Here is a 17190-nt window from a genome sequence, read left to right as displayed (position 1 = left end):
TATGCTCTCTGGTTTTTATTTTTCTTGCAATAAGGAAATTGGTATGCCAATCTCTTCATTATCATTTTGCTTATATCCCCAAGCAAATACCCCATTGAAATACGTAATTTTAAATAATACACCAGGTTCTTCTACTAATTCATATGTTTCACCAATACGGAATTTGTTTATATCCGTCATATAAGCACGAGCCATTGCCATTTTTCTCATTAATACATCAAATTCATTGACAATCCCAAGCTGCTCAGCTTTTACTGCTTGCTCCTTCAAAGCGCCAATTTCTTCCCTTAGCTCATGCGGTGTCATTTCACTGTAGCGTTTTGGCATATTCATCTTATTCTCCTCATTCCTCTTCGCGTTTCATTTGCAAAAATATCTCGATTTCATCAATAGAGAATCCTTTTCGATATAACGCTTGTTTCATCTTGTTTTCAAATGTCCATCCATCATGCTTCTTATATTTCTCATAATATTTATTCCCATGATAGTGTAACGCTTCTTGTTGCTTTTCGTCATCTTTTTCGTCTTTCAATTCTTCCAAACAAATTTGAATTACTTCTCTAGAATATCCTTTTCGAACAAGCATCTCATCTAACTTTAGTTTCATTTGTAAAAAAGAATGTTTTTGATAAGATTTTTTCTTCTTCTCTATGAGAAACAAGGCATTCTCAATTTGCTTTTCCTTCGGATATTCTTGTAAACTATGTGTAATAATTAAATCCTGAACACCTTTATTTAATAACTCTCTTTTAATAACAGTTGGACCTTTTCGATTCACATTACTTTGCGTTCGCGTATATAAAACAGCATACTCTTTATCATTAATATATCGGTCATGTAATAATTTCGAAACGACTTCAGAGATGATGGCCTGTCCCACTTCTTTTTTTCGTAAAAAATCTTCTATTTCTTGTTTTGTTCTCATTTGATAGGATAAATAGGAGATTGCTTGTAAATATGCTTTTTGCACTTCTTCATTGTACAAAATATTTCCTAACTCGATTTCATCAATTTCTAAGCCTTTTTGTAATCCATGTTTTATTAAGATTACTTGATCCACACTAAATCCGTACTCTTCGCCTTGACCTTTATCAATATAAATATTAAATCGTTCTTTCGATCGTTTTTGTACTTCTATTTTTGTAATGACAGCCATACTCTCACCTCTCTATTATTTTAACATAGTCGAGGAACATTTTTTCTTTTCAAGAATATATATAATGAGGAGGAAATACTTGTGAAAATCGCAATTTCTGGTGGTACAGGCTTTATCGGTAAATCCCTTTCTACTTTTTTTATTCAAAAAGGATATACTGTTTACATTCTCACACGAAAAAAAACTACTGAAACTTCCGATCCTAACCTTCAGTATGTTCAATGGACACCAGATTTACAAACCTTCCCCCTCTCTTCTATTGATGTAGTTATTAATCTAGCCGGAGAGTCTATTAATAGTAGATGGACAAAGCAACAAAAGAAAGCCATTTTAAACAGTAGAATTCAAACAACAAAAGGACTCATTAAACAATTGCAGGGACTCCATACAAAGCCACACACATTTATTAACGCAAGTGCTATTGGATACTATGGAACGTCTGAAATAGAGTCTTTTACAGAACAGCATGAGACTCCTGGAAATGACTTTTTAGCAAATACAGTATATTCATGGGAACAAGAAGCATCTAAAGCACGTTCTCTCGGAATACGAACAATCTACGCAAGATTTGGAGTTGTATTAGGTGCAAATGAAGGAGCTCTTCCAAAAATGCTACTTCCCTATCAATTCTATATCGGCGGCACCATTGGTTCTGGGAAGCAATGGTTATCATGGATTCATATAGACGATGTCGTTCGTATGATGGATTTCATTATACACAAAAAAGAAATTGATGGTCCTCTTAATATGACAGCACCAACACCTATAAGAATGAAGGAATTTGGAGAAACCATTGCAACTATAATGAAAAAGCCTCATTGGTTGCCTGTACCTTCTTTTATCATTCAAACTTTATTAGGTGAAATGAGCATACTTGTACTAGAAGGGCAACGTGTATTACCCATTAAAGCAATTGAACATGGATACCAATACACATTTCCAGAAGTAGACCATGCATTACAAAATATACTTTCGCATACAATGTAGTACTTCTAAAACACAATTTTACATGGGCTCTTTCAAAACTTTCATTTTCTAGGATCCGAAGCATTACCATACAAATAACCTTTCAGTTACTTTCCCTTAACTTCCATTAGCATTATAAAGTAACAGAAATGAGGTACCTATGAAAATATTGCTCAAACAAGCCATTGTATACCCTATTACATCTCAAAAGTTTCAAGGAGATGTACTCGTTACAGGAGAGCGAATTACCGAGGTCAAACCTTTTATTCCACCTACTCAAGATATGACCGTTATAGATGCACGAGCACTCCATCTCTTACCTGGCTTTATTGATGTCCATACTCACCTTGGTCTCTATGATGAAGGTACTGGTTGGGCTGGAAATGATGCCAATGAAACATCTGAAGTTTCAACACCACATATTCGTTCTTTAGATGGAATCCATCCTTTCGATATTGCCTTTCAAGACGCTGTACAAAACGGAATTACAACCGTTCACGTTATGCCTGGCAGTCAAAATATTATCGGGGGTACTACTTGTGTAATAAAAACAGCTGGAACTTGTATTGATCATATGATTATTCAAGAACCTGCTGGTTTAAAGATTGCCTTTGGAGAAAATCCTAAAAAAGTCCATAGTAATGGAACAAAAGAATCCATTACACGTATGGGGATTATGGGGTTACTTCGGGAATCATTCTATGAAGCACAACACTACGGGCACGAAGCTGATTTTCGAATGCTTCCTATTTTAAAAGCATTACGTCGTGAAATACCCGTACGTATCCACGCTCACCGAGCAGATGATATTAGTTCTGCTCTACGCTTTGCAACAGAATTCAATCTCGATTTACGCATTGAACATTGCACAGAAGGACACTTTATTGTTGAAGAACTTTCAAAACACAATTTGAAGGTTTCAGTTGGTCCCACTCTGACACGCCGTTCTAAAATCGAACTAAAAAACAAAACATGGGATACTTACCATATATTATCAAAAAATGGTGTGGAAGTTTCTATCACAACAGATCATCCTTATACACCCATTCAATATTTAAATGTTTGCGCTGCTGTTGCAGTAAGAGAAGGGTTAGACGAGAAAACAGCACTAGAAGGAATCACCATATTCCCAGCACGAAATTTGCGTTTAGAGGATAGAATTGGAAGCATCGAGGTTGGAAAAGACGCCGATCTCGTGCTATGGACTCATCATCCTTTCCATTATTTAGCCAAGCCTGTACTAACTATGATTGATGGAAAAATAATTTACAAAAAAAATAAAAAAAACTAGTTTATTTTTTTGACTAGATAAAGTATTATACGATTATAAACTGAATGAAACCATAATCAATTTGTGTCGTGATTATCATTTTCAAATTGATGAATGGGGAAGGCAAATGGTGCGCCACCAGCGTTAGAAACTGGTTCTAGTGGGTTCGATTCCCACCCCGAAATTTTTTAAAGATTGATATAAAAATTTCGAGGGTGGGGTGTTTTTTCGTCATGCTACCCTCGTGTGAGGAGGAGTTAGTATGTTGAAAAAACGCGACTTACACGACAGCCACGTTCTATACGAATTAATGGTGGATCCAGCTGTCTTCCCTTTTGTGCGTCAAAAGGCTTATTCTTATGAAGAATATTTATTCTTAACGAAACAAACGATTGAAGCTGAAGAGCGTGGTGAATTAATTTCACGCACAATTTTAGATGAATGGGGTAACCCTATCGGAACAATTACTTTATTTGATGTGCAAGAAAAAGCTGGATTTCTCGGGACATGGCTTGGCAAACCATATCATGGAAAAGGCTATAACAAATTGGCAAAAGATTCATTTTTTAGTGAACTTTTCTATGAATTAGATATTGAAACAATTTTCATGCGTATTCGTAAAATAAATATTCGTTCTATTAAAGCTGCAGAAAAACTGCAATATGTGAATCTAGCAAACGAAACAAGAAAAGCCGTATATGATGAAATTAACGCAAACGAAGAAGTGTATAACTTATATGAAATTCCAAAAGATCAATACACACTTGCTACAATGCGAGATACAACCTTCCAAGATGCTCATCAATTAAAAGAAGCGTAATCTAAATTTTCTGAAATGATAATCAATCGTTAACATTTTCCATATGCGTATATCCCCTCATGTCTTTGGAAACGATAAATAGTAACTTTAAGACACGAGGTGATTTGTAATGGATAAAAAGAAACGTGATAAAGCAAAAAACACATTATCTAGTACACAAGAAGTTCTCTATCAACGCGAATTTCAAAAAGCAGATCGTGCAGCAGGATATCGCTCGAAAAGCATTTAAAGTGAAAATGAATAATTAGAAGTTTCCCCCCTAATTATTCATTTTCATTACATAATTTTCTCGACTGATAGAAGTAAGCAAAAAAGCCCCTTATACATAAGGGACTTTTTTGCTGTGGACAACTTTATCCACAAAACTGATGAAATTGTTAGTAATTTTCAAAAACATTTAATATTTTTCTATATTAAAGCATATATCAGCTGTTTTAATTGTGGATATTTTTCTAAAAATTGTGGACAATGTGGATATAGTTGTTAATATTCCGACTTTACTGTTTAATGAAAGCGCAATCCTTTTGTGGATAACTCACTAAATTTTCTTTAAAAATAATAAAGAACCCTCTTTACATATACAAAGAGGGTTTCATATTAAGTAAAAGATTGTGCAAGAGCAGGTGATTTAATAGGTATATGACGCGGTTCTGCATGATTTTCCGCCAAAATTGCATCTACAATATGGCCAGCTGGCTCTGGAAGATAGATGCTTTTCATTGCTTCTTTCATTTGAAGAAGCTTCACATCATCTTGTAATAATGCCTCTGTTTTTGCAAAAACCTCACTATCATCGCGAATGACAACTGCTGCTCCCTTTCTTTCAAAGTACATCGCATTTTCATTTTCTTGTCCTGGAACAGGCTTATATAAAATGACAGGTACTTGCAACGCTGCTGCTTCACTTAATGTTATTCCGCCTGGCTTCGTAATCATACAAGAAGTAACACGGAATAATTCATCAATATTTTCAACATACCCAAACACTTTTAATGCATCGGAATTTTGCTTCTGTAAACTTAATAAATCCTGTTTTAAAGCTTCATTTTTCCCACAAACGACAACTACTTGTAAATTAGGCACTGACATAAATGATTGGCATAGTTCTTTTACATTTCCTAATACCCCATGAGCACCTGCTACAATTAGTAAAATCTTTTTATTCTTACATAACTGATATTTATTATATATGATTTCTGGATTTACCTTTAACTCAAAACTACTCCGAATTGGAATTCCTGTTTCAACAATTTGTTCCGCAGGTACACCGATATCAACCATCAATTCTTTCACATGATCCGTTGCAACAAAATAACGATCTACTTCTCGATGAATCCATATTTTGTGCACGCAAAAATCCGTTAATACGTTATAGACAGGAATTGAAATACCTGTTTGTTTCTTTAATTCTGGTACAGCGATAATTGGAAATGTATTAATTACAATATCTGGTTTCTCCACCTGTAAAAGTGTTTTCAAACGTTTCCTTCCAAAGTTCGCATACCAAGATGCTATTTTCTTATCATAAATTTTTTCTACCCCGTAATAAAACAAACGATATAATTCTTTTCCTATTGTATAACTTTTTAAATATAGATATTTTGTAATGTCAGTTATAAATGGATGTGATTCTCCAAACAAGTCGCATACAATAACATCTTCAATTCCTTTTTGGCGAAATGTTTGTTCTAATGTTTTTGCTACTTGCACATGACCATTACCGTAATGTGCAGTTAATATTAAAACCTTGGGGTTTTTTATCAAACAAATCCACTCCTAGCTTTTTGTTTCTCCATATTGCATATACGACAATAGGAAAAACATTTTCCTTAAAAATTACATAAACAGATTTTAATAATTCCCTTTCAGCTATGTACCTGTCGTGGATATGCAAAGCATATAAGATTGACCCCTTAATCCTATCTGTGCTCATATCTTTACATTATACTTTCCTATAAGAGCTTTCGCAATAACTTACAAATGTTCTCTATTCCATGATACTCACTCTTTTACTTCTTAATTCTTTTTACTATTTTGATTTCCCTTTACAATTATGTAAATTTCTCCATTTATTCCGTACAAAATTATGGATATTCTATTTTCAGTATACTCTTTTATCAATATATACTCTAGATTTTATTGTAAAGAAAGCAAAAAGCCTAATCCAATATTTGGATTAGACCGCTTGTAAAATATATTTAGCATGTTCTACATTTTTCTCAGTAGGTGGTTCTACATTTGCGAGTGGATACTTGTGTCCAAGCGCCTCCCATTTATATACACCAAGCTTATGATATGGTAACACTTCAACTTTTTGAACATTAGACAGACTTTGAATAAAGCTAGATAGTTTTTGTAGATCCTCTTCATTATCCGTAACACCAGGAACTAATACGTGTCGTACCCAAATCGGTTTATTCTTATCCGATAAATAACGAGCAAATTGTAAAATATGTTCATTTGGTTTCCCTGTTAATTTACGATGCTTTTTGGAATCGATATGTTTCAGATCCAATAAAACTAAATCTGTATAATCCATTAAAATATCTAGCTTATTTTGGAATTCTGGTTCCTCAGAATAACAACCACCAGAAGAGTCGATTGTTGTATGGATACCAGCCTCTTTACACTTTTTAAACAACTCAATTAAAAAGTCTAGCTGTAATAATGGCTCTCCACCGCTAACTGTTATACCACCTCCGGAAGCTTCAATAAATGGAAGGTAACATGTCACATCCTGCATCACTTCTTCAACTGTTATTTCTTTACCTTTACCGATTTCCCACGTATCAGCATTATGACAATATTGACAACGTAATAAACACCCTTGTGTAAATATGACATAACGAATCCCTGGGCCATCAACAGTACCACAAGACTCTACAGAATGTATTCTTCCTTTTACCATGTTACTTCCTCCTTTATTGAAACAGCCTCCCTTCGCTATATATTAAGAGCGAAGGGACACTTTTTTTCATTTACATGCTTTCATGCATTGTACGGTTAATTACATCAATTTGTTGTTCACGAGTTAATTTAATAAAGTTTACAGCGTAACCAGATACGCGAATTGTTAATTGTGGATATTTCTCAGGATGTTCCATTGCATCCATTAATGTTTCACGGTTAAATACGTTAATATTTAAGTGGTGGCCTTCTTTTACTGCATAGCCATCAAGCATTGATACTAAGTTACGTACTTGTACATCATCTTCTTTACCAAGTGCTTTCGGAATAATAGAGAATGTATTAGAAATACCATCTTGTGCATCTTCATATGGTAATTTAGCCACAGATAATAATGAAGCTAATGCACCTTTTGTATCACGTCCATGCATTGGATTCGCACCTGGTGCAAATGGTTCTCCAGTACGGCGGCCATCTGGAGTATTACCAGTTTTCTTACCGTATACAACGTTAGATGTGATTGTTAAGATTGACATTGTATGAACAGAATTTCTGTATGTTTTATGTTTACGAAGTTTATTCATAAATGTTTTTACAAGATTTACAGCAATCTCATCTACACGATCATCATTGTTACCGTATTTAGGGAAATCTCCTTCAATCTCGAAGTCAACTGCAATACCATTTTCATCACGAATTGGTTTTACTTTTGCGTATTTAATTGCACTTAATGAATCTGCTACTACAGATAGACCAGCAATACCTGTTGCCATTGTACGAAGAACGTTTGTATCATGAAGTGCCATTTCAATACGTTCATAGCTATATTTATCATGCATGTAATGGATAACATTTAATGTGTTTAAATATAGACCCGCCAACCATTCCATTGTCATATCAAACTTATGCATAACTTCTTCATAATTTAATACTTCAGAAGTAATTGGTGCGTACTCAGGACCAACTTGTGCTTTAGATTTTTCATCTTTACCACCGTTAATCGCATATAATAATGCTTTCGCTAAGTTTGCACGAGCTCCGAAGAACTGCATTTGTTTACCGATTCTCATTGCAGATACGCAACATGCAATACCGTAATCATCGCCGTATTCAGGGCGCATAATGTCATCATTTTCATATTGAATTGCTGATGTTTTAATAGACATTTTCGCACAGTAGTTTTTAAAGTTCTCTGGTAATTGTTTAGACCAAAGAACAGTTAAGTTTGGTTCTGGAGCTGGTCCTAAATTATCTAATGTATGCAAGAAACGGAATGAGTTCTTTGTTACTAATGGACGACCATCTAATGCCATACCACCGATAGATTCAGTTACCCAAGTTGGGTCACCAGAGAATAATTCATTATAATCAGGTGTTCTTGCGAATTTCACAAGACGTAATTTCATAATGAAGTGATCTACAATTTCTTGTACTTCTTCTTCTGTTAAAGTACCATTTGCTAAATCTCTTTCAATGTAAATATCTAAGAATGTAGAAGTACGCCCAAGACTCATTGCAGCCCCGTTTTGCTCTTTAATCGCTGCAAGGTATGCGAAGTATAACCATTGGAATGCTTCTTGCGTGTTTGTTGCTGGCTTAGAAATATCGAAGCCATGAGAAGCGGCCATTTCTTTTAACTCTTGAAGTGCACGCATTTGCTCAGATAACTCTTCGCGTAAACGCATTGTATCTTCGCTCATTACACCGCCAGTTAAATTTAAATCAGCTTTTTTCGCTTCAATTAAATGATCAATACCATATAACGCTACTCGGCGATAGTCACCGATAATACGTCCACGTCCGTATGCATCTGGAAGACCCGTAATAACACCTGATTTACGTGCATTTCTCATTTCTGGTGTGTATGCATCAAATACACCTTGGTTATGAGTTTTTCTCCAATCTCTAAAAATACGACTAAGTTCTTTATCCATTTCGTATCCATAAGATTCACAAGCTTGTTCTGCCATACGAATACCACCATATGGTTGTAAAGAACGTTTAAATGGTTTATCAGTTTGGAAACCGACTACTTTTTCAATATCTTTATTTAAGTATCCAGGGGCATGTGATGTAATAGAAGAAACAATTTTTGTATCCATATCAAGAACGCCACCGTTTTCACGTTCTTTCGTTGTTAAATCCATTACTTGATCCCAAAGTTGTTTCGTTGCTTCAGTTGCTTCTGCTAAGAAAGATTCGTCTCCTTCGAAAACGTTTACATTATTTAAAATGAAATCGCGAACATCAATCTCTGCTTTCCATTTTTCACCTTTAAAGTTTTCCCATGCGTTTTTAACATTTTCTAATACTTGAGTCATCCTAATCTCCTCCATTTTTGATTAGTACAGGACTAAGATTTTTTATATAACAGCTTACACACTTAGAATACTACTTTTTTACGAAAGTGAACGAAATAGTTGTGACATGTTTGTGAAATATTGAGCAAACTACTATATATATAGTGTTAACTTCATTTAAAAGTCTTTAAAATTAACCCTTTCCTTAATTGTATTTTTTTGGTATCCTTATATACGAGTCCTATTTTGTAATATAAGAACAATACCCATTGTAGAGCTGTAATACTCTTATCTCCTAATCTGTTATAGTTTTTATAACAGAACAAAAAAGTGTACACATGTTGTACACTTTTTTTGTTACTTCTATAAAACATCTCTTTTTCTATTGCCATCATAGAATCCGCCACGATTGTCTGTTAATGAAATTATTTGCTCTAGCCCCTCTATATGATCACCTATAATTCGAAGTACAGCTGGAGGGTGACCTATTTTTGCGAAATGTTCACTGGGACGAATACGGTTCATCTTATCAACCTCAACACGATATACACATGCAATTTCAAATCCAGACAGAAGAGCCTTCACTTGTGCTACACAAGGTGACAATAAAGATTTATACCCAATTGCTTTCAAACACTTTTGGCTAAATGCATTAGGTACCGCAATAAGTGAGCCTACCCCTAAATCCTTTCTATCACAAGCTAAATTTAGTGCATACTTAAATGCAGTTACAAGATGAAGCGGTACTCTTAAATCTAAATAATGATTTAAATCATTTAATGCGACGTCCTTTCCATCTGCTATAGCTTTTGCAAAAGGATATAGCTCACTCGCTGGAATAACAAAATCGCCGTCTATAAATAACACAATTTCTCCTTTTGCAAAATACGTTCCAAGTGAGCGCCCCACATCATTTCCGAGTGCTTCTTTATATACAATTGTCGTTGCCCCTTTGTCTTTTGCAATTTTTTTCGTTTTATCTGACGAACCATTTACGACAACGATAATTTCGAAGGGTTCAATTTTGCGAAGCTCTTCTATAACGTTTCCGATTGTTTTCTCTTCATCTTGTACGGGAATAACAACAGATAGTTGCTTTCCTTTATACAAATTAGATGTGACGCCCCATCCTTGATAAAACTCTTCAAAACTTAAAGTATGATACACACTATCCCTTTTCCTATTTCCATCATAATATCCTCCGCGCTCATCACTGCTTAATATCCGTGCCGCTACTGCTTCTATATGATCACCTATCATTCTTTTTTCAGATTGGGAAAGGTTTGTTCCATATGCAGCATGTTGGAATGGACGAAATTTATTTGGCGTAATAACGTCAATGGCGCAATGACGACTAATTCTCCATTTACTTTGAAGTAGGCGTAAATGAGCCACAATAGGATTAACAAAACATTCATATCCGATGCTTTGAACGACTTCTTTCGTCAGCGCATGAGGTACATCTAATAAAGAATTAATTTTTAATTCTTCACGCTCTAACATTGCATTTAATATTTGGCGCCATACTGTAATAGAAGTAGGTTTTTGCCTTTTTAAAAATAATGCATCCAAATTATTTAAAACTACATCCGCCTGATCGTATAAAATCGGATTAAGGAATAATTTTAATTTTGAAGTTTGAATAGCAAAATCACCATCTATAAATAGTAATACATCACCTATCGCATGTTTTGCGCCGACTGCACGTCCAACATCGTTCCCTAGTAGCTCTGTATGTTTGATTACTTTACACCCTAAACGATCTGCAACATCTTCTGTTCCATCATTACAACCGTTTGCTACTACAATAATTTCTACTGGATTTAATGGTCTTACCGATTGAATAACGTCTGAAATCGTATCGACCTCATTACATGCAGGAATAATAACAGATAATGACTTAGCCATTGTTTTGTTCACGAAACCACTTAATTGTTTCCTTCAATCCGTTTTCCCACGTTACTTTCGCCTGAAATTGAACAAGCTCTTTTAATTTTGTTACGTCTGGTCTTCTATTTGGAATTTCTTCAAAACCATAAGGATATACTTCTTCAAAAGGCACTTGTACAATCTTCGAAGAAGAATTCGTTAATTTTTTAATTACTTCTGCTACTTCTTTTATACTCTGTTCATTCTCAGAACCTATATTAATAATCTCACCATTTACCTTCTCATCCATTGCCCGAATTGTTGCTTCTACCGCATCACTCACATACGTAAAACAACGTGTCTGCTTTCCATCTCCATATACGAGAATGTCTTCTCCTTGCAAAGCCGCACTAATAAATCGCGGGATTACCCCTGCATACGGACCATCTTTCGCTCTTGGACCATAAATATTAAAATATCGAACAATAGTTACCGGTAAACCTTCTAATGCGTATCCTAAACATAATGTCTCTTCCAACGTTTTACAAACTGCATAACTCCAACGAATTTTAGAAGTTGCCCCGTATAATCGATCTCCCTCTTCAGAGAAAGGCGGCTTGGCCTTACCATATACTTCTGAAGTAGAAGCAAAAACTACTTTCTTCTTTCCTTTTAACGCTGCTTGTAAAATATTTCTCGTCCCATCAAAATTCGTTTCTATGAGCTCTATACTTTTTTCCATTGTTGTTTTCACACCTAAAATTGCTGCTAAATGAAACACGACATCATGCTGATCTACTAATTCATAAATAGAATTTTTATCTAAAACACTTATTGGAATAACACGGATTTTTTTCATTAACTCTTCATGGTACTTATTTTTACCTTTATAAAAGTTATCCACAACAGTGACCTCATAACCTCTTCTCATCAACTCTTCAGCTAAATGCGACCCGATAAATCCGGCCCCACCTGTAATTAAACATTTCTTACTCATTTACTCACCTTCTTTACAATCCCGCGTGTATCTATTACTCGGTCCATTCCTTTAAAAAGCTTCCAATCAATATTAGAATGATCCGTTAAAATTAAAATACAATCCGCATTTTTAACTGTTTCTTTATCTAAAGAAACAGATTGATACACCTTATCTCCAATTTCCGCGAAAGAAATATAAGGATCATGATATTCTATCTCGTATCCTTGATTTCTTAATAATTGAATAATCGGTAACGCTGGTGATTCTCTCAAATCATTTACATCTTTTTTATACGCAATCCCTACAATTAACACCGTTGCAGGTGATTGCACCACACTTTTTACTTTCCGGACCATTTTCTCTGGCATTTCTTCATTAATTATATGTGCTGCCTCAATTAATTGACTAATTGCCCCATTCTTTTTTATTCTCCATTGAAAATATAAAGGGTCTACTGGAATACAGTGTCCCCCTATCCCTGGCCCTGGCCAATATGGAGTAAACCCAAATGGTTTTGTAGATGCCGCTTCAATGGCCTCATAAAAATCAATGCCTAAACTTTCACATAGTGTGTTTAGTTCATTTACTAAAGAAATGTTAACTAAGCGCTGAATATTTTCAAATAGCTTACACATCTCTGCTACTTTCGGAGAGCTAACAGGTACAACTTCGTCAAAAATGGTACTATATAAATCCTGTACCTTTTGTCTACACTTTTCTGTTTGTCCACTAATAACTTTTGGAATAGCTTGAACTGAATATTGACTATTTGCTGGATCAATTCTCTCAGGCGAATATCCGATATAGAAATCTTCCCCTACCTTGTTACTATTTTGAGAAATAATAGGTAGGATGACTTCTTCAAGTGTGCCTGGATATGTGGAGCTTTCAAAAATGAAGGTTTGTCCTTTTTGAAGGTTTTGTTGTATATAATGCGAAGCTGAAATGAGGGCACTTAAGTCTGGTTCTCTTTGTTCATTAATTGGAGTCGGGACAGTGACAATAACATAATCACTACTTTGAAAATCAGCAATGCCTTGATCCGGTGTGTTTACTGTTAATTTTTTTTTCGTCAATAAACTTTGTAACTCTTTAGAAGAAACATCTGGAATATAACTTTCTCCTTTTATAATTGAGTCTATTTTTCTAATATCTTTATCTAATCCAAGTACTGTATGCCCTCTTTCTGCAAAATGTACCGCTAAAGGAAGGCCAACATACCCTAACCCAATAATAGCTACTTTACTACTATTCATTTGTATTCTCTTCTTCCCTTCTCAATTGTTGAATGATATCTCTATCTCTATCTCCATCAGTAAAGCCACCACGTTCGTCCGTACGTTGTAATAAATACGTAACCGCCTCAAGTTGATCACCGAAAATACGATCAAACGCTGAAATACGCCCATTTACAAATTCGTGTTGCTCTGGACGTACTCGATTTGTTTTTATAACATCTACTAACTCTACTGTTGTAATAGAGAATCCTTCTAAAATAGCTTTCACTTGTGCTAATGGCGGAATGATAAGGGAGTCATATCCTATTTTCTCTATTACCTTCTTATGCATGGCATGTGGTACAGCAGTTAGTGAGTTATTCCATAAATCTGGTCTTTTCGCTACCAAATTCAAAAAGTATTTTCCCATACTAATTGGATCTGCTGGATGAAACATATCTAATAAGCATTGTAAATCATTTAACACCACGTCATTTCCATCTTCAACAGCATGTAAAAATGGAGTGAGTTTTTTTGCTGGAATAACAAAATCACCATCAACGAATAAACAAATATCTGCCGTAGCATGCATAGCCCCTATTGCTCGTGCTACATTATGTCCAAGCGCCTTCGTAAATTCAACTACAATAACATTCTCTAGCTTTGCCTGTTTAACAGTCTCAACATCTGCTCCATTTGCGACAACTATAATTTCATCTACACCTGCTTCTTTCACTTCTTGTATAACAGACCTTATAATTATTTTTTCTTCTGATACCGGGATAATGGCACTATATTTCGCTTTTTTCTTTTGTAATAAAACTGGTTTATACTTTCCTACAAACGCTCTATCTCTATTGTCCTCTGAAAAACCACCGCGATTACCGTATGTTTCGATTACGTATTGTAAAGCACGCAAATGATCACCCATAATACGACTAGTCGCTTTCGGATAAGGAGAGCCAGGTGATGTGCCCGTATGGACAGGACGAACTTTATTTGTGTAAATGACATCAACTGAAGCCATATCAGAAATATCTACTCCTCTAGACATCGCCATCGCTTGAAATAATGCTGGATCTGCTAAATTCCACCACCCCAGTTTTTCAATCACTTTACGACTTATCGCATGTGGTATTGCAATTAAAGATCCTACAACAAACTCCTTCTTGTTCAAATAACGATTTAACATATATTTTCCAACCGTCGTATAATGCGGTCTCATCTTCAAATAAACGGACCATGTTAAATTATTTAAAACAATCTCATGTCCTTGCTGTATTCCTTTAATAAAATTGTATAATTCTTCACTTTTCATGACGATATCACCATCTAAAAATAAAACAATTTCACCTTTTGCTTCTCTAGCACCAATTGCCCGTCCCACATCATTACCAAGGGAATATCTATAATAAATCACACGGCAATTATGCTGTAGCGCTATTTCTTTCGTACCATCTGTCGATCCATTATCTACTATGATAATTTCATATGGTTCGAGCTTTCTTACTTCTACTAAAACTTTTGATAAAGTACTTGCTTCATTATGCACTGGAATAACAACTGACACTCTCATACTTGTATCACTCTTACCCTTCCAAGCGAACATAAGCAATAATAGGAATACGCACAACTACATCTTCTGGTGGTCCATAAGAAGGAGAAGTACGAACAATTACTGCCCCATCCGTCACAGATAAAAGAACGCCTGCAATGATTTCTACAGCTGTCACAACTTGCACTAGTTCCCCAACATGGTTACGTAATTCATCAGTAAATAACATATATAACGCTCCTTTCTTACGCTTCTTTAATTGATATAATACTTGTAAATGGTAATAAAACTTCTGTTCCTATTCCTTCTTGCAATGTTAAGAAGTCATCACCAACTGCTACAATAACGCCTGTTAACTGTCCCACTGTCACAGTAATTTCTACGTTTTTACCTAAATACTGCTCTGCAATTTCTTTAAAAGGTGATGTAGTACATTCTTTTAAAATGTTACAAATAATAGATTGAAATCTACTTGATTCAATAACTTCTTCAGTAGCTTGCTTAGAGTTTCTTTGAATAAATCTCGCGAAGTTTTGTGAAAATAAAAGTCTTTCCACAGCAGGTAATAACTTATTATCTAAAAAATAATCTAATTGCCTATTAAACAATCTCGATAATTTATTCCAATATTTTCTGAACAGACACATACACTTCTCCTCCTATTATTTTTAGATTATAAAATTTCACATCCATACATCTTAATGTATACAAAATAGATATTTTTGTGATAGGTAAGACATACATTTTCTAAAAGAAATATTTGGTTCAAGGCATAAAAAAAACTATCCAAAAGGATAGTTTCTTACACTTCAATATTCCGCAATATCGAATAAATATCGTTATTCACTTTACCAAATGATTTAATGTTATTTTGAATGTTAGATAATAAAACAACATATACACTACCATTTTTACTAAATCCGTTTAAGCAATTCCAACCTGGCATTACACCATGATTCGAATAGCTTCCTGGGTCTACGTACCATCCAAACCCGTAATCCTTTTTTCCACCCGTAAACATTTGATCGTAACTCTCTTTGGAAATTAATTTTCCAGAATATAACGCCTCATTAAATAAATACAAATCATGTGCACTCGTATATATATCACCACAACCATATAGTTGTGACATGCTCGGAATATTAGGTGTTGTCATATTATTATTTACTATTTTATAACCCGTTGATGGGAACCTTGTTTGCTCTAACGCTGTGCCAAAGCCAGAATGTTTCATACCCGCAGTAGCAAAAATATGTTGTTTAATATATTCTTCGAGTGACTGTCCACTTACCTTCTCGGCAATGTATGCAAGTATAGAGTAGTTCGAATCAGAATACTTCCACTTCTCTCCTGGACCACCAATACGCTTTTGATTTCCTATCCGCTTTATCAGTTCTTCATGAGAAATATCTTCTTTTCCCTGCTCATATTCGGGAATCCCTGATGTATGTGTTAATAGATGTTTTAGCTGAATACTATTACCTTGAGGAAAATTTGGAATATACTTTGCAACAGTATCTTCTACTTGTAATTTATTTTGATCTTTCAACTGCATAATAGCAGTTGCTACAAATGCCTTTGAAATAGAACCAATATAAAAAGTCGTCTCTGAATTATTCGGTACTTTCTGTTCTTTATTTGCCATACCGTACCCTTTATTCAAAAGAACTTTTCCGTTCTTCACAATAACAGCTGTCCCGCTAAATCCTGCGTTTTGTAAATACTGGTCTAATTGAGCGTTTTCATTAATTTCTTGAGGTGGTCCCTCGGGAAGCTTCTCCACAGCTTGCGCTTGCTTCACTTGTTCTTCCTGCTCTTTTTGTTTTTGCTTCTGTACTTCTTGTTTCTTTTTTTCTTCTTTCTTTTTTAGCTCTTCTTGTTTCTTCATTTCTGCTGCCGCTTTTAAAGTTTCTTCTTTCTTATTATGCGCAACAATTTTTGTATACATAAAATATACAAGTGATAATAGTAAGACGAGAATGATTGTTCTTTTTATGTATACAATCGGCCGACGTACTTTCCCATTCGCATTATTTTTTTCCTGATCCATAATTGCTTTTTTCCCCTTACTCGCCAATAATTTAATTCCTCTATTAAAGATTTATTTTAGTAGATTATGGATAATCCATTCTATATCATCCCTACTTTATC

The 17190-nt window shown here is 34.8% G+C and carries 17 protein-coding genes; 4 read left to right on the top strand and 13 right to left on the bottom strand.

The genetic code is table 11. The features are described from left to right. Positions 1 to 15: 15 nt before the first annotated feature. The gene (locus tag HMPREF2590_RS00890) at positions 16 to 333 is read right to left on the bottom strand and encodes a YfhH family protein (RefSeq protein ID WP_001057024.1); all 318 of its coding nucleotides are present in this window, start codon (positions 331 to 333) and stop codon (positions 16 to 18) included. A gap of 10 nt (positions 334 to 343) precedes the next feature. Further along, entirely contained in the window at positions 344 to 1156 is an 813-nt protein-coding gene (recX, locus tag HMPREF2590_RS00885; protein WP_000268502.1) for a recombination regulator RecX, read from the bottom strand. A gap of 81 nt (positions 1157 to 1237) precedes the next feature. On the opposite strand from recX, the gene HMPREF2590_RS00880 reads away from it, so the two are divergent. The 4 genes from HMPREF2590_RS00880 to HMPREF2590_RS00865 all read left to right on the top strand — a co-directional run bounded on the left by HMPREF2590_RS00880 (position 1238) and on the right by HMPREF2590_RS00865 (position 4441). Then, complete coding sequence (locus tag HMPREF2590_RS00880; RefSeq protein ID WP_050821572.1) at positions 1238 to 2143, top strand: TIGR01777 family oxidoreductase; 906 nt, start codon at positions 1238 to 1240, stop codon at positions 2141 to 2143. A gap of 139 nt (positions 2144 to 2282) precedes the next feature. Further along, a complete protein-coding gene (locus HMPREF2590_RS00875) occupies positions 2283 to 3413 on the top strand; it encodes an amidohydrolase (protein WP_000698314.1) in 1131 nt (376 codons plus the stop codon). A 241-nt stretch (positions 3414 to 3654) separates the two neighbouring features. Beyond that, positions 3655 to 4212: a GNAT family N-acetyltransferase gene (locus HMPREF2590_RS00870; protein WP_000914737.1), complete on the top strand. Its 558-nt coding sequence runs from the start codon at positions 3655 to 3657 to the stop codon at positions 4210 to 4212. A 109-nt stretch (positions 4213 to 4321) separates the two neighbouring features. Beyond that, positions 4322 to 4441: a YfhE family protein gene (locus tag HMPREF2590_RS00865; protein WP_000358482.1), complete on the top strand. Its 120-nt coding sequence runs from the start codon at positions 4322 to 4324 to the stop codon at positions 4439 to 4441. 368 nt (positions 4442 to 4809) lie between these two features. Here HMPREF2590_RS00865 and HMPREF2590_RS00860 read toward each other — a convergent pair whose 3' ends face one another. From HMPREF2590_RS00860 to HMPREF2590_RS00810, 11 genes are all read right to left on the bottom strand, one after another. Further along, complete coding sequence (locus tag HMPREF2590_RS00860; protein WP_000594688.1) at positions 4810 to 5976, bottom strand: diglucosyl diacylglycerol synthase; 1167 nt, start codon at positions 5974 to 5976, stop codon at positions 4810 to 4812. A gap of 412 nt (positions 5977 to 6388) precedes the next feature. Further along, positions 6389 to 7120, bottom strand: a complete 732-nt coding sequence (gene pflA / locus HMPREF2590_RS00855) for a pyruvate formate-lyase-activating protein (RefSeq protein ID WP_000238467.1) — start codon at positions 7118 to 7120, stop codon at positions 6389 to 6391. Positions 7121 to 7190: 70 nt separating this feature from the next. Continuing rightward, positions 7191 to 9440 carry a formate C-acetyltransferase gene (pflB, locus tag HMPREF2590_RS00850; RefSeq protein WP_000195464.1) on the bottom strand — a complete coding sequence of 750 codons (2250 nt, stop codon included), beginning with the start codon at positions 9438 to 9440 and terminating at the stop codon, positions 7191 to 7193. Between the two features lie 152 nt (positions 9441 to 9592). Then, complete coding sequence (locus HMPREF2590_RS00845; RefSeq protein WP_002094217.1) at positions 9593 to 9814, bottom strand: hypothetical protein; 222 nt, start codon at positions 9812 to 9814, stop codon at positions 9593 to 9595. After that, positions 9783 to 11327, bottom strand: a complete 1545-nt coding sequence (locus HMPREF2590_RS00840) for a glycosyltransferase family 2 protein (protein WP_033685777.1) — start codon at positions 11325 to 11327, stop codon at positions 9783 to 9785. Before HMPREF2590_RS00840 ends, HMPREF2590_RS00845 begins: the two co-directional genes overlap by 32 nt. Further along, on the bottom strand, positions 11320 to 12285 hold the full coding sequence (locus HMPREF2590_RS00835; protein WP_050821570.1) for an NAD-dependent epimerase/dehydratase family protein: 966 nt from the start codon (positions 12283 to 12285) through the stop codon (positions 11320 to 11322). The genes HMPREF2590_RS00840 and HMPREF2590_RS00835 overlap by 8 nt, the downstream gene beginning before the upstream one ends. Next, complete coding sequence (locus HMPREF2590_RS00830; protein WP_050821568.1) at positions 12282 to 13523, bottom strand: nucleotide sugar dehydrogenase; 1242 nt, start codon at positions 13521 to 13523, stop codon at positions 12282 to 12284. Before HMPREF2590_RS00830 ends, HMPREF2590_RS00835 begins: the two co-directional genes overlap by 4 nt. Further along, positions 13516 to 15060: a glycosyltransferase family 2 protein gene (locus tag HMPREF2590_RS00825; RefSeq protein ID WP_001266461.1), complete on the bottom strand. Its 1545-nt coding sequence runs from the start codon at positions 15058 to 15060 to the stop codon at positions 13516 to 13518. The genes HMPREF2590_RS00830 and HMPREF2590_RS00825 overlap by 8 nt, the downstream gene beginning before the upstream one ends. 13 nt (positions 15061 to 15073) lie before the next feature. Further along, a complete protein-coding gene (locus HMPREF2590_RS00820; protein ID WP_000899469.1) occupies positions 15074 to 15268 on the bottom strand; it encodes an LSm family protein in 195 nt (64 codons plus the stop codon). 16 nt (positions 15269 to 15284) lie between these two features. Next, a complete protein-coding gene (locus HMPREF2590_RS00815) occupies positions 15285 to 15686 on the bottom strand; it encodes an LSm family protein (RefSeq protein ID WP_000335548.1) in 402 nt (133 codons plus the stop codon). Between the two features lie 155 nt (positions 15687 to 15841). Beyond that, entirely contained in the window at positions 15842 to 17089 is a 1248-nt protein-coding gene (locus HMPREF2590_RS00810; RefSeq protein ID WP_050822187.1) for a serine hydrolase domain-containing protein, read from the bottom strand. Between the last annotated feature and the right edge of the window lie 101 nt (positions 17090 to 17190).

The sequence above is a fragment of the Bacillus sp. HMSC036E02 genome, from assembly GCF_001836235.1.
Taxonomy (GTDB): domain Bacteria; phylum Bacillota; class Bacilli; order Bacillales; family Bacillaceae_G; genus Bacillus_A; species Bacillus_A cereus.
This window is presented reverse-complemented; position numbering and strand designations above follow the sequence as displayed.